The sequence below is a fragment of the Martelella sp. UBA3392 genome (assembly GCF_002358775.1).
Classification (GTDB): domain Bacteria; phylum Pseudomonadota; class Alphaproteobacteria; order Rhizobiales; family Rhizobiaceae; genus Martelella; species Martelella mediterranea.
The window spans coordinates 1-12,272 of the sequence record NZ_DEPM01000216.1; the positions used below are offsets into that span (position 1 = coordinate 1).

General features: G+C 63.2%; 13 protein-coding genes. 9 read left to right on the forward strand and 4 right to left on the reverse strand.

Features of this window, described 5'->3' with window-relative positions:
• Nucleotides 1-631 (reverse strand): Rieske (2Fe-2S) protein (locus B4E36_RS17485; protein ID WP_345900613.1); only part of this gene is annotated, 631 nt, incomplete at its 3' end.
• Nucleotides 632-809: 178 nt separating this feature from the next.
• Entirely contained in the window at nt 810-1,091 is a 282-nt protein-coding gene (locus B4E36_RS17490; protein ID WP_292059784.1) for an acylphosphatase, read from the reverse strand.
• 188 nt (nt 1,092-1,279) lie between these two features.
• On the opposite strand from B4E36_RS17490, the gene B4E36_RS17495 reads away from it, so the two are divergent.
• The 5 genes from B4E36_RS17495 to B4E36_RS17515 all read left to right on the forward strand — a co-directional run bounded on the left by B4E36_RS17495 (nt 1,280) and on the right by B4E36_RS17515 (nt 5,820).
• Complete coding sequence (locus B4E36_RS17495) at nt 1,280-1,795, forward strand: dihydrofolate reductase (RefSeq protein WP_345900614.1); 516 nt, start codon at nt 1,280-1,282, stop codon at nt 1,793-1,795.
• A 144-nt stretch (nt 1,796-1,939) separates the two neighbouring features.
• Nucleotides 1,940-3,085, forward strand: a complete 1,146-nt coding sequence (gene hflK, locus B4E36_RS17500) for an FtsH protease activity modulator HflK (RefSeq protein ID WP_345900615.1) — start codon at nt 1,940-1,942, stop codon at nt 3,083-3,085.
• Complete coding sequence (gene hflC, locus B4E36_RS17505) at nt 3,085-4,032, forward strand: protease modulator HflC (protein ID WP_018063035.1); 948 nt, start codon at nt 3,085-3,087, stop codon at nt 4,030-4,032. Before hflK ends, hflC begins: the two co-directional genes overlap by 1 nt.
• Before the next feature lie 9 nt (nt 4,033-4,041).
• Nucleotides 4,042-4,227, forward strand: a complete 186-nt coding sequence (locus B4E36_RS17510; protein WP_026173171.1) for a DUF2065 domain-containing protein — start codon at nt 4,042-4,044, stop codon at nt 4,225-4,227.
• A gap of 93 nt (nt 4,228-4,320) precedes the next feature.
• Complete coding sequence (locus B4E36_RS17515; protein WP_345900616.1) at nt 4,321-5,820, forward strand: Do family serine endopeptidase; 1,500 nt, start codon at nt 4,321-4,323, stop codon at nt 5,818-5,820.
• A gap of 3 nt (nt 5,821-5,823) precedes the next feature.
• On the opposite strand, the gene B4E36_RS17520 is transcribed toward B4E36_RS17515, so the two are convergent.
• Together B4E36_RS17520 and serB are read right to left on the reverse strand one after the other, a co-directional pair.
• Nucleotides 5,824-6,378 carry a GNAT family N-acetyltransferase gene (locus B4E36_RS17520; protein ID WP_292059776.1) on the reverse strand — a complete coding sequence of 185 codons (555 nt, stop codon included), beginning with the start codon at nt 6,376-6,378 and terminating at the stop codon, nt 5,824-5,826.
• Nucleotides 6,375-7,262 (reverse strand): phosphoserine phosphatase SerB, encoded by an 888-nt coding sequence (serB, locus tag B4E36_RS17525; RefSeq protein WP_292059774.1) that lies wholly within the window; start codon nt 7,260-7,262, stop codon nt 6,375-6,377. The genes B4E36_RS17520 and serB overlap by 4 nt, the downstream gene beginning before the upstream one ends.
• On the opposite strand from serB, the gene miaA reads away from it, so the two are divergent.
• From miaA to B4E36_RS17545, 4 genes are all read left to right on the forward strand, one after another.
• On the forward strand, nt 7,261-8,166 hold the full coding sequence (miaA, locus tag B4E36_RS17530) for a tRNA (adenosine(37)-N6)-dimethylallyltransferase MiaA (protein WP_292059804.1): 906 nt from the start codon (nt 7,261-7,263) through the stop codon (nt 8,164-8,166). The genes serB and miaA overlap by 2 nt on opposite strands.
• Before the next feature lie 268 nt (nt 8,167-8,434).
• Nucleotides 8,435-10,207 carry an acetolactate synthase 3 large subunit gene (locus B4E36_RS17535; protein WP_292059771.1) on the forward strand — a complete coding sequence of 591 codons (1,773 nt, stop codon included), beginning with the start codon at nt 8,435-8,437 and terminating at the stop codon, nt 10,205-10,207.
• A gap of 21 nt (nt 10,208-10,228) precedes the next feature.
• Complete coding sequence (ilvN, locus tag B4E36_RS17540) at nt 10,229-10,801, forward strand: acetolactate synthase small subunit (protein WP_230721235.1); 573 nt, start codon at nt 10,229-10,231, stop codon at nt 10,799-10,801.
• Nucleotides 10,802-11,159: 358 nt separating this feature from the next.
• The gene (locus tag B4E36_RS17545) at nt 11,160-12,110 is read left to right on the forward strand and encodes a mitochondrial fission ELM1 family protein (RefSeq protein ID WP_345900617.1); all 951 of its coding nucleotides are present in this window, start codon (nt 11,160-11,162) and stop codon (nt 12,108-12,110) included.
• Nucleotides 12,111-12,272 lie beyond the last annotated feature (162 nt).

The following is a 12,272-nucleotide window of genomic DNA, read 5'->3' on the forward strand; positions in this document are numbered from 1 at the left end:
GGTTGCTGGCGGCTTCCGCCTTGCGGCGCAGCGTTTCCGCCTGCCGCGAGGCGGGGATCCGCTGCGGTGGCGTCGCGTCGGCGGAAACGAGCACATGAATCAACGTTTCGGCTTCGCCAAGCGGGGCAAGCAGAAGACATAAGGCGTCATCGGATGGTTTCAGCAGGCCGTCGGCATCCGCTTTTGCATCGGCGGCCAGTTCGATGGCGGCAATGCCGGCGCTCACGCTCAGCGAGCGAAGCGGCGTCAGCCCGTCCAGGGGCGGCGGCGCGCCGGCATCCTCGCCGTCCGCGATCCAGATGATGCCGTCCTGTTCGATCACGGGATAGGTTTCAACGCGGATGGTCTTTGGCGGGGTGAGATCGGGATGAGCCGGGATGCGCAGACACTGGCCATCCTGGCCATAGCGCCAGCCGTGATAGATGCAGGACAGCGCCTCGCCGCGCACGAAGCCGTGGGAAAGGCGCATGCCCCTGTGGGGACAGCGGTCGTCGGAGGCGGTCAGGCGGCCGGAGGCGCTGCGCCACAGGGCGATGGTCTTGTCCGCGAGGCTGGCCGGCATCGCCGTGCCCGCGGCCAGGTCGGCCGAGAGCGCCGCCGGCGTCCATCTGCCTGTTGTCTGGGGGTGCATTTCGGGGCTTTCCAAACATTGATTTGTCATCGGCCGGCGCGCCCTTTCAACAAGCGATCACGTCGACGGCGTCTAAATTTGCACAGCAAATATGCATTTGCAAGAATGAACAAATTTGATGCAAGGGTAATTCGGTTTGCGGTCGCCGCGTTGGGCGTCGGGGCCATAAGCCGCCCCGTCAATGGCTGACCGGCTCATCGGATTTCGGCATGGCATTGAGCGGCAGGCATTCGATGTCCTCGACCCAGATATCGATCGGCCCCAGCGAACAGGCCATTTCCATCGCGTCGATCAGGGCAGGCGGGCCTTTGACCGCCATTTCGATGCGCTCGGGCGATACGGCGATGATTCGCTTCTCCAGTCCGAGCTTGCGGGCATGCCGGTCCATCCACGGGATGAAGCTGTCGGCGCCGAAACGGCCGCGCATGATGAATTTCTGTGTCTGGTCGATCTGGGTCAAAGGCGGTTCTCTGAAAGGGTCGTCGCGCGCCTGCCGAAGGCTTTCGGCCAGATTATGCAGTCGCGTCGTACCCGTCCAGCCCTCGCGCGGACAATCCCGCTCTTCTGGCCCCTTCAGGCCCCTCTGGCATTGCGCCTTGCGAGAAGGGTATGGCATGAAGCGGCGAGCCGCTTTTGAGGAGCCCATTCATGGAAAAAATCGATATCGTGCTGGTCGCGGCCGTGGCCGAAAATGGGGTGATCGGCCGGGCCGGCGACATGCCGTGGCACCTGGGCTCCGATTTCAAACGCTTTCGCGCGATCACCAAAGGCAAGCCGCAGATCATGGGCCGCAAGACCTTCGAATCGATCGGCAAGCCGCTTCCCGGCCGCACCAATATCGTCGTGTCGCGTGATCCCGGCCTCGTGATCGAGGGATGCCTGACCGCGACCTCGCTGGAGGACGCGCTGGCGCTCGCCAGAAAGGATGCCGTGGAGAAGGGCGTGGACGAGATCTGCATTCAGGGCGGCGGCGAGATTTACCGGCAGGCGATGGGACTGGCCGACCGGTTGCGCATCACCCATGTCGAGACCACGCTTGCGGGCGATACGGTGTTTCCGGAAATCGATCCCGCGCTCTGGGAGATCGGCGAGGAGGAACGGCTTCCCGCCGGCGAGAAGGATGACTATCCGACATGCTACAGGGTCTATGAGCGGCGTCGTTGAACAGGAATTTACCGAGAAAACTCTTTCGTTATCACGGATCGCGTTGAAAGCGGTCGTCTGCATCCTTATAACGGGTCAAACGCCTTGCGCGTCAACGGGGCCGCGCTTTGCGGTTCAGAGGAAACAAACAGTTAAGAGGTGTGGATGCCCTGGAGCAATCAGAATGGCGGCGGTCCCTGGGGAGGCGGCGGCGATAATCAGGGACCCTGGGGCCAGGGGCCGAAGCGCCCCTCCGGCGGCGGCAATGGCGGCAACGGAAACGGCGGCCCGCCTGATATCGAGGATTTCTTCCGCAAGGGCCAGGATCAGTTCAAGGGCATGTTCCCCGGCGGTTTCAGCGCCGGCCTGATCGCCATCATCGTTCTGGTGTTGGCGGTGTTCTGGATCATGCAGTCGGTCTACACCATCCAGCCCGACCAGCGCGGCGTGGAACTGCGCTTCGGCAAGCCCAAGACGGACGTCGCCCAGCCGGGTCTGCACTTCATGTTCTGGCCGTTCGAGACCGTCGAAAAGGTCGACATCACTGAACGCCGCATGACCCTTGGCGGCGGCCGCGGCGACCCCGAGGGCATCATGCTGACCGGCGATCAGAACATCGTCGATCTCAGCTTCTCGGTGATCTACAACGTGACCGATCCGAAGAGCTTCCTGTTTGACGTGGAATCGCCCATCGAGACGCTCAATCAGGTTTCCGAAAGCGCCATGCGCGAAGTTGTCGGCCGCAGGCCCGCCAACGACGTCTATCGTGAGCAGCGCGAGGCGATCGCAGTCAACGTGAAAACGATCATTCAGGAAACAATGAATGAATACGGCTCCGGCATCACTGTAAACGCGGTGTCCTTCCAGGATGCGTCGCCGCCGCAGCAGGTGGCCGATGCCTTTGACGAGGTTCAGCGCGCCGGACAGGATGCGGACCGCTTCCAGCAGGAAGCCAACCAGTATGCCAACAAGGAGTTGGGTGCTGCCCGCGGTAACGCGGCCGTGGTTCGCGAGGCGGCGGCCGCCTACAAGGATCGCGTCGTCAAGGAAGCAGAGGGTGAGGCCGAGCGCTTCATCTCGATCTATGATTCCTATCGCACCGCGCCTGACGTGACCCGCAAGCGTCTCTATCTCGAGACCATGCAGGGCGCGTTGTCGCAGTCCAAGAACGTCATCGTCGACGATGAAGGGCAGGGGGTCGTTCCCTATCTGCCGCTCGATCAGATCGACCGTGATGCGGCCCAGCGGACGCAGCGGACGCTTCCCGCATCATCCTCGACGCAGAACCTGACGCAGGGAGCGAGCCAGTAATGTCATCCAATCGTCTTCTCGCTACCCTTGCCGCCATCGGCGTCATTCTCGTGGTGCTTTATGGCTCGTTCTTCGTGGTCAATCCGCGCCAGCAGGCGATCGTCATCCGCTTCGGTGAGATCCAGCGCGTGGAGTCGGAGCCGGGAATCTATTTCAAGCTTCCCTTCTCCTTCATCGATGCCGACCGCGTTCAGTATGTCTCGAAGCAGGATCTCCGCTTCGACCTCAGCGATCTGCGCATCCAGGTCGCCGACGGCAAGTTCTACATCGTCGACGCTTTCGCAGTGTACAACATCAACGATCCCGAACGCTTCCGCGAGGCCGTCTCGGGCGACCGGACGGAGGCCGAAGGGCAGCTGCGGTCGCTGCTCGATTCAGCCCTGCGCCGGGTCTATGGCCTGCGCGGTTTCCAGGCGGCACTCTCCTTCGAACGCGCTTCGATGATGGAGGAAGTCCAGGAATTGCTGCGCAACGACGCCGAAAAGCTCGGCATCAAGATCGTCGACGTCCGCGTTCTGCGCACCGACCTGACGCCCGAGGTCTCCGAAGATACCTATTCGCGGATGAAGTCGGAGCGTCTTGCGGAAGCCGAGGCGATCCGGGCAAACGGCCGCGAACAGGCTGAAACCCGGCGGGCCGTGGCCGATCGCCAGGTCGTCGAGATCACCTCGCAGGCGGAAAAGGAAGCCGAAATCCTGCGCGGTGAGGGCGATGGCCAACGCAACCGCATCCTTGGCGATGCCTATGGCCGCGATCCTGCCTTCTTCGCCTTCTATCGTTCGATGAACGCCTACAAGGACGTCATCAACGACAATGCGACGATGGTGCTGTCGCCGAATTCGGAGTTCTTCGAGTATTTCGGCTCCAGCGGCAGCGACGATGCGCCCGCGCCATTCGCGCCTGACGTGGAAGAGGATACGACGGAAGCTCCCGCCGGGAGCAACTGATCCATGCTGATGCAGGATATCCTGATCGGATTCGCATTCTTTCTGATCATCGAGGGGCTGGTCTATGCACTGGCCCCTTCGTTTCTTGTCTCGATGGCAAGACTGCTGCCGACTTTCTCGGAAGGCGCATTGAGACTGGCAGGCGTTGTCGCCGTCGCGCTTGGCGTGCTGCTGGTGTTCCTGGTGCACGGCTGAGACCGTGGGAGGCGGGCCCATCATTTTCGGAGGCTCCGGTCTCGATCTTCGCCGGAAATGCCCTATGATCTGATCATCAATGACGGAGGCTTCATGTCGAAGACAGTCGATTCCCTCTTTGTCCGCCGCCTTGCCGGTCTCGGGCTTGCGGTCGCTCTGGTCGCTTCGACGCCGCTTGCGGGGCCGCTCGGTCGGGCGGAGGCGGAAACCCTCTCCGACGTCTCGATCGCCGACATGGCCGAAAGGCTGCTGCCCTCCGTGGTCAATATCTCGATCTCGCAGGAAGGCGATGGCGATGCCGGCGATCGTCCGGTGCCCAAGGTGCCCGAAGGCCAGCCTTTCGAGGAATTCTTCGAGGACTTCTTCGATGGCGAAGGCGGGCCCGGCAGCCGGCCGGTGTCATCGCTCGGTTCCGGCTTCATTATCGATCCGGACGGCATCATCGTCACGAACAACCACGTGATCGAGAATGCCGACACGATTTCCGTGACGCTCGCCGATGGCGAGACGCTGGACGCGACGCTGCTCGGCGTTGATGACAAGACCGATCTGGCCGTCCTCAAGGTCGAGCCTGATGAACCGCTGCCGGCCGTGAAATTCGGCGATTCGCGCAGCGTGCGGATCGGCGAATGGGTCGTGGCGATCGGCAATCCCTTCGGTCTCGGCGGCTCGGTGACGCTCGGCATCGTCTCGGCGCGCGGGCGCGAGCTCGACGGCCCCTATGACAATTTCATCCAGACCGATGCGGCGATCAACAAGGGCAATTCCGGCGGCCCGTTGTTCAACATGGATGGCGAGGTGATCGGCATCAATACCGCGATCCTGTCGCCCTCGGGCGGCTCGATCGGTATCGGCTTCGCCGTGCCAAGCGAACTGGCGGAGAATATCGTCGATCAGCTCGTCGAGTTCGGTCAGACGCGGCGCGGCTGGATCGGCATTCGCGTGCTGGAGGTCAGCGATGACCTTGCGGCTTCGCTGGGTTCGGACGATCCATCGGGCGTCGCGGTCGGCTCGATCATCGAGGATGGACCGAGTGCCGGCGGCCCGCTCGAGGAAGGCGATATCATCCTCAGTTTCGACGGCCATCCGATCGAAAGCCCCCGCGACCTGCCGCGCTTTGTCGCCGAAAGCCGGATCGGCGAGCCGGCCGATGTCGAGATCGTACGCGACGGTGAACGAATGACGGTTCAGGTGACGCCGCAACTGCTGGAAGAACCCGAACTGGCGGAAAGCGAGCCGGCATTGACCGATGAAGCCCTGTCGGAGGATGGCGTGCCCGATCAGCCCGGCCTGCCGGTGTCGCTCTACGGGCTGACGCTCGGCGATCTCGACGACAATGGCCGCGCGCTCTACCAGATCGACGGCGATGTCGAGGGCGTGCTGATCACCGAGGTCGAGCCGGACAGCGCCGGCGCCGACGAGGGGCTGGAGCCCGGCATGGTGATCGTGGAGGTCGAGCAGGATGCCGTCGCGACGCCGCAAGAGGTGCGGTCCCGCATCGTCAAGCTGATCTCCGAGGGCCGCCGCAGCGTGTCGCTGATGGTTGCGGCCCCCGACGGCGCGCTCAGCATCGTCAGCCTGGTGCTCGAATAGGCCTCAGCCCTGCCAGTCGGCCTTGTGAAGACGGTAGAGCACGTGGCGTTTCAGGTGCGGATGGCTGTCCGGTATTGAAGGGTGGTCGAAATCACCCGCAAGGTCCCGCTCCATGCCCAGCCGTTCCATGACCGCCGTCGAGCGGTGGTTATCGGCGACCGCGAATGAGACGAGCTGGTCGTGGCCGCGTTCGTCGAAGGCGAGCGCGATCATGGCGCGGGCCGCTTCGGTGGCATAGCCCTTGCCCCAGTGGCGCGTCGTCATCCGCCATCCGAGCTCGGGTGTGCCGTCCGGCTTGATGTCGGCGCTGTAGACCTTGTTCAGCCCGGTGAAGCCGATCACCTCTCCGTTTTCCTTCAATTCAACGGCCGGGAAGCCATAGCCGGTCTCGGCGATCATGGCGCGGATCATGTCGAAGAGTTGGTCGCTCTCCGCTCTGGTGCGCCGCATCGGGAAGAACGCCATCACCGTGTCGTCGGAATTGATCTCGTGGAACAGGTCGCGGTCGCGGTCTTCCCAGTTGCGGATGATCAGGCGTTCGGTTTCGGCAATTGTCATCTCGCAAATTCCTCCCGGCGATAACCCTGAATATAAAGCAACGCCGTCAGATCGCCATGGTCGATGCGGATCGAGGCCTCCGCGGCAACCTTCGGCTTGGCATGGAGCGCGACGCCGCTGCCGGCGAGCTTGATCATGCCGAGATCGTTGGCGCCGTCGCCGACGGCCATGACATCGGCCACGGAAATGCCGCGCTTGGCCGCGACATCATGCAGCGCCTCGACCTTGGCCTCGCGCCCGAGTATGGGATCGGCAACGTGGCCCGTGAGCTTTCCGCCGTCCTCCAGCAGGATATTGGCGCGGTTCTCGTCAAAGCCCAGCATTGCCGCGATCCGGCTGGTGAACACGGTGAAGCCGCCGGAAACCAGCGCCGCATAGCCGCCATTGGCCTTCATCGTCGCGATCAGCGCCTTGCCGCCGGGCGTCAGCGTGATGCGCTTTTCGATGATCTCGTCGACGATGCCGATCGAAAGCCCCTTCAGCAAGGCGACCCGCTCGCGCACCGCCGGCTCGAACTCGATCTCGCCATTCATGGCGCGGGCGGTGATGGCGGCGACCTTGTCCTTGAGGCCGACTTCTGCGGCAAGCTCGTCAATACATTCCTGGCCGATCATCGTGGAATCCATATCCGCCAGCAGCGCCTTCTTGCGGCGCGTTGCGGCATCCTGGACCACCACGTCGACCGGCAGCGCGCCGATCGCGGTTCTGAGGGCGTTCTCCGCCGCCACGGCATCCGCGCTTTCGGACAGCCATAGGTCGGCGGCGATGCCGGTTGCCAGCCAGTTGGCTTTTTCCGTCCAGGCGGCGCCGGAAAGCCGGGAAACGAGGTCCTCGGTCACGACAGGGTTTGACGGATTGGCGACAAGCGTGGCAACGAGAGCCATGGCGAATTCCTCAGGTGAACATTGGCGTGCCGTTCTGATAACGGGGCCGACGGCGAGCGGCAAGTCCGCTTATGCGATCGCGCGGGCGGAAGCAGCCGGCGGCGTGGTGATCAACGCCGACAGCATGCAGGTCTACGACACCCTGCGCGTGCTGACGGCGCGACCTTCCGTCGAGGAAATGCAGGGCATACCGCATTATCTTTACGGCCATGTCCCTGCCGGCGACGAGTACTCCACCGGCGCGTGGCTGCGCGACATGGACACGCTGCTCAAGCGGCTTGAAGCCGAGGGGCGGGTGCCGGTGATCGTCGGCGGTACGGGGCTCTATTTCAAGGCGTTGACGGAAGGTTTGGCCGCAATGCCGCTGGTCGCCCCTGAAATCCGCGCAAAATGGCGACAGGCGCTGGTCGAGGAGGGCGCTTCGGCGCTTCACGGACAGCTTCTGGCGATCGATCCGATCATGGGCGGGCGTCTTTTGCCAAACGATGGCCAGCGGATTGTCCGGGCGCTTGAGGTGTTTACGGCCAGCGGCCGCTCGATCGCCGATTTTCAGTCGGAAAATCCGCCGCCGCTGATCGACGCGACGCGCGCGGACAAAATCGTGGTGCTGCCGGAAAGGCCGGTTCTGCATGACCGCATCAACCGCCGCTTCGAGACGATGCTGGAGGCGGGCGCGGTGGCGGAGGTCGAGGCGCTGCTGGCGCTCGGTCTCGATCCGGCGGCCCCCGTAATGCGCGCCATCGGCGTCAAGGAGATCGCGGCCATGCTTTCCGGCGACATGAGCCGCGCCGAGGTGATCGAAAAGTCAAGCGCCGCCACCCGCCAATATGCCAAGCGGCAGATGACGTGGTTTCGCAACCAGATGGGGCCGGAGTGGAAAAGGCTCGATCCGGCAAAGGGTTAGGACAAGGGATGCATATCCAAGCCGGCTAATTTTATTGCGCGCGCTTGGGTTCCACGGCATTTTTCTTGCAGTTGCGCGTTGACGCGGGCGGAAAGTCGGGCTATCAGGCCAAGCATGGCTAAGAAAGAACTTCTTATTGTGGTGGGATCGCGCATGGGCAGGATGGTGTAACCATCCGGCAGCAGCCACCCATGCGCGACGACAGGCTCCTTGAAGGGGCCTTTTTTTATGCCCGAGGAAACCCAGGACCATCAAACGGAAAAATGAGATGACCGCAGCGGACAACATGATGACAGGCGCCGAAATCGTTTTGCAGGCGTTGAAGGAAAACGGGGTCGAACACATTTTCGGATACCCCGGCGGCGCCGTGCTGCCGATCTATGACGAAATTTTTCAGCAGGACGAAATCGAGCATGTGCTTGTGCGCCATGAGCAGGGTGCCGGCCATGCGGCCGAAGGTTATGCCCGCTCCACCGGCAAGGTCGGCGTCATGCTTGTCACCTCCGGCCCCGGCGCCACCAATGCGGTAACCCCGCTGCAGGATGCGCTTATGGACTCCATTCCGCTGGTCTGCATTTCCGGCCAGGTTCCGACCGCGCTGATCGGCTCCGACGCGTTTCAGGAATGCGACACCGTCGGCATCACCCGCCCCTGCACCAAATATAACTGGTTGGTCAAGGACGTAAACGAGCTGGCTGATGTCATTCATGAAGCCTTCCGCATCGCCCAGACCGGCCGTCCGGGTCCGGTCGTCGTCGACGTTCCGAAGGATATCCAGTTCGCCACCGGCCGCTACACGCCGCTCGCCGAACACATGATACGCGAAAGCTACCAGCCGAAGGTCCAGGGCAATGCCGAGGCGATCCAGGCGGCGATCGAGCTGATGGCCCATGCCAAGCGCCCGGTTCTCTACACCGGCGGCGGCGTCATCAATTCCGGCGACGAGGCCTCGCGCCTGCTGCGCGAACTGGTCGAACTGACCGACTTTCCGATTACATCGACGCTGATGGGGCTCGGCGCCTATCCGGCATCGGGCAAGAACTGGCTCGGCATGCTGGGCATGCACGGCTCCTACGAGGCCAATATGGCGATGCATGACTGTGACGTCATGGTCTGTATCGGCGCGCGCTTCGATGACCGCATTACCGGCCGGGTCGATGCCTTCTCGCCGAATTCGAAGAAGATCCACATCGATATCGATCCATCCTCGATCAACAAGAACATCCGCGTCGATATCCCGATTCTGGGCGATGTCGCCCATGTGCTGGAGGACATGGTGCGGCTGTGGCGGGCGCTGCCGGCCGAAAAGCCGTCGCTCGACGATTGGTGGCGGAATATCGACCGCTGGCGCGGCCGCGACTGCTTCGCCTATGCGCCGAACAAGGACGTGATCATGCCGCAATACGCGCTGGAGCGGCTGAACGCGGCGATCAAGGATCGTGACGCCTATATCACCACCGAGGTCGGCCAGCACCAGATGTGGGCCGCGCAGTTCCTGCATTTCGAGGAGCCGAAGCGCTGGATGACGTCGGGCGGGCTGGGCACGATGGGCTACGGCCTGCCGGCGGCGCTGGGCGTCCAGATCGCCCACCCGGAAGCACTGGTCATCGATGTCGCGGGCGATGCCTCGATCCAGATGTGCATTCAGGAAATGTCGGCGGCGATCCAGCACAATGCGCCGATCAAGATCTTCATCCTGAACAACCAGTATATGGGCATGGTGCGCCAGTGGCAGCAGCTCTTGCACGGCAACCGGCTGTCGCATTCCTATACCGAGGCGATGCCCGATTTCGTCAAGCTGGCGGAAGCCTATGGCGCAGAGGGCATCTATTGCGACAATCCGGATGACCTGGATGAGGCGATCCAGCGGATGATCGACTGCCCGAAGCCGGTGATCTTCGATTGCCGCGTCGCCAATCTCGCCAACTGCTTCCCGATGATCCCGTCGGGCAGGGCGCATAACGACATGCTGTTGCCGGACGAGGCCAATGACGAGGCCGTCGCCACCGCCATCGACGCCAAGGGCCGTCAGCTCGTCTAACGTTTGAAAGAGGTCAGAACAATGAACGCGAAACTACAGCCCACCGGCTCGGCCTATTTCATTTCGAGCCAGACCGCGGCGCCCGAACGCCACACGCTTTCGGTTGTCGTCGCCAACGAGCCGGGCGTTCTCGCCCGGGTTATCGGCCTGTTCTCCGGCCGCGGCTATAATATCGAAAGCCTCACCGTTTCGGAAACCGAGCACGAGGCGCATCTGTCGCGCATCACCATCGTCACCAAGGGCACGCCCGACGTGCTGGAACAGATCAAGGCGCAGCTCGACCGTATGGTGCCGGTTCACAAGGTCGTCGATCTTTCGGTGCGCGCCCGCGAATTGGGCCAGGCTCCGCCGGTCGAGCGCGAGGTCGCGCTGGTCAAGGTCGTCGGCAATGGGGAACAGCGCCAGGAGGCGCTCAGGCTTGCCGATGCCTTCGAGGCCAAGGTGGTCGACGCGACGGTCGAGCACTTCCTGTTCGAGATCACCGGCAAGGTGTCGAAGGTCGATCAGTTCATCGCCATCATGAAGCCGCTCGGTCTCGTCGAGATCTGCCGCACCGGCCCCGCCTCGATGAACCGCGGCCCCGAGGGCATGTAGGCCTCATTGGCATATGAGTGAGGAGCCGGCGGGTGTTCCGCCGGCGATTTCGGATGGCCTCGCGGGTTACTCCCAATACTCTCTCCCGCTGGCGGGAGAGATGCCCCGAAAGGGGCAGTGAGGGTGGCGCGGCCTTTTCCAAACGTGAGGGCTTTCGCGGGGATAGACTCCCCCCTCACTGTCGCTTTCGCGACATCTCTCCCCTCCGGGGCGAGAAGATTGGCGGGCTATGCGGCGAGGCTGAACCGCCTTCGTTGTCGTGACTTGCCGCAAGCCGTCGAAGCGCTCCGGCTGTTGACGCCCGTGTCGCGACGCGTCACAAGCGGATGTCGCTGTTCTCGGAAAAGGGCCTTCTCCATTGCATATCTGGATACTCACGGACGGCAAGATCGGGGATCGGGTGCAGTGCCTGGGGGTGGTCTCGCGGCTGGGCGAGGCGGCGGAGGAGAAGGTGATTTCGCCGGGCAAGCCATGGGAATGGCTGATGCCGCGCGGCCCCGTGCCGCCGAAACATCGTCCCGGCCGGCCGGGCAGCCCGATCGCGCCGCCGTTCCCCGATGTCGCGATCGCGAGTGGCCGGCGCATGGTGCCCTATCTGAAGGCGGTGAAGGCCGCTTCGGGCGGCAGGACGTTCACCGTGTTTCTGAAGGATCCGAGGATTGGCAAATCGGCCGCCGATCTGATCTGGATGCCGCGCCACGATCGGTTTCGCGCCGACAATGTTCTGGTCACCGATACCGGGCCGCACCCGTTGACGCCCGAGGCAATCGCCGCGGCGGTCGAAGCGCGACCTGCCGAATGGGATCAACTGCCGTCGCCGCGGCTTGGCGTGCTGACCGGCAACCCCATCTCCGGCACACGGGATCAGGCGGCGGCGCTCGCGCACTTCATGCAGCAGATCGACCATGCGAAGGCTGAGGTCGGCAGCATCATCGTCACCCAGTCGCGGCGCACGCCGGAACCGGTGATGGCGGCTCTGCGCAAGCGTCTGGATGGCTTCCCGCACTGGATCTGGTCGCCGGAAACCGACAACCCCTATCGGGCGATGCTCGGCTACGTTGACATGCTGGCGGTCACGGCAGATTCGCATAATATGATGAGCGAGGCGCTTTCCACCGGCAAACCGGTGTTTCCAATGCGGCCCTACCGCCTCAATCCCAAGCTCGCCGGCTTTATCGACAGGCTGGATGCGGCGGGCCAGACGCGGCCGTTCGAGGGCGCGCTTGCGCCTTATGACTATGTGCCGGTGGACGCGACGGAGGAGATTGCGGAAGCAATTCGGAGAGGGCTTGCTGCTCGCAATAGGTGAGGCCGAAGCAGGGCTGTGCCTGCAGCCGGCACGGAACGTTCTGTTTCTTGGCGAAGGTGGCAAAAACGATCTCTCCCTCAAGGGCAGGGCTATCGCATATGACTTTGTCGCATAGCCCCCCAATCTTCTCGCCCCGGAGGCAGGGGAATCGCGTATGGCTTT

Coding starts and splice junctions, on each gene's coding strand:
- B4E36_RS17495 (WP_345900614.1), top strand. CDS start 1,280: ATGGAAAAAATCGATATCGTGCTGGTCGCGGCCGTGGCCGAAAATGGG.
- hflK (WP_345900615.1), top strand. CDS start 1,940: ATGCCCTGGAGCAATCAGAATGGCGGCGGTCCCTGGGGAGGCGGCGGC.
- hflC (WP_018063035.1), top strand. CDS start 3,085: ATGTCATCCAATCGTCTTCTCGCTACCCTTGCCGCCATCGGCGTCATT.
- B4E36_RS17510 (WP_026173171.1), top strand. CDS start 4,042: ATGCAGGATATCCTGATCGGATTCGCATTCTTTCTGATCATCGAGGGG.
- B4E36_RS17515 (WP_345900616.1), top strand. CDS start 4,321: ATGTCGAAGACAGTCGATTCCCTCTTTGTCCGCCGCCTTGCCGGTCTC.
- B4E36_RS17520 (WP_292059776.1), bottom strand. CDS start 6,378: ATGACAATTGCCGAAACCGAACGCCTGATCATCCGCAACTGGGAAGAC.
- miaA (WP_292059804.1), top strand. CDS start 7,261: ATGGCGAATTCCTCAGGTGAACATTGGCGTGCCGTTCTGATAACGGGG.
- serB (WP_292059774.1), bottom strand. CDS start 7,262: ATGGCTCTCGTTGCCACGCTTGTCGCCAATCCGTCAAACCCTGTCGTG.
- B4E36_RS17535 (WP_292059771.1), top strand. CDS start 8,435: ATGACCGCAGCGGACAACATGATGACAGGCGCCGAAATCGTTTTGCAG.
- ilvN (WP_230721235.1), top strand. CDS start 10,229: ATGAACGCGAAACTACAGCCCACCGGCTCGGCCTATTTCATTTCGAGC.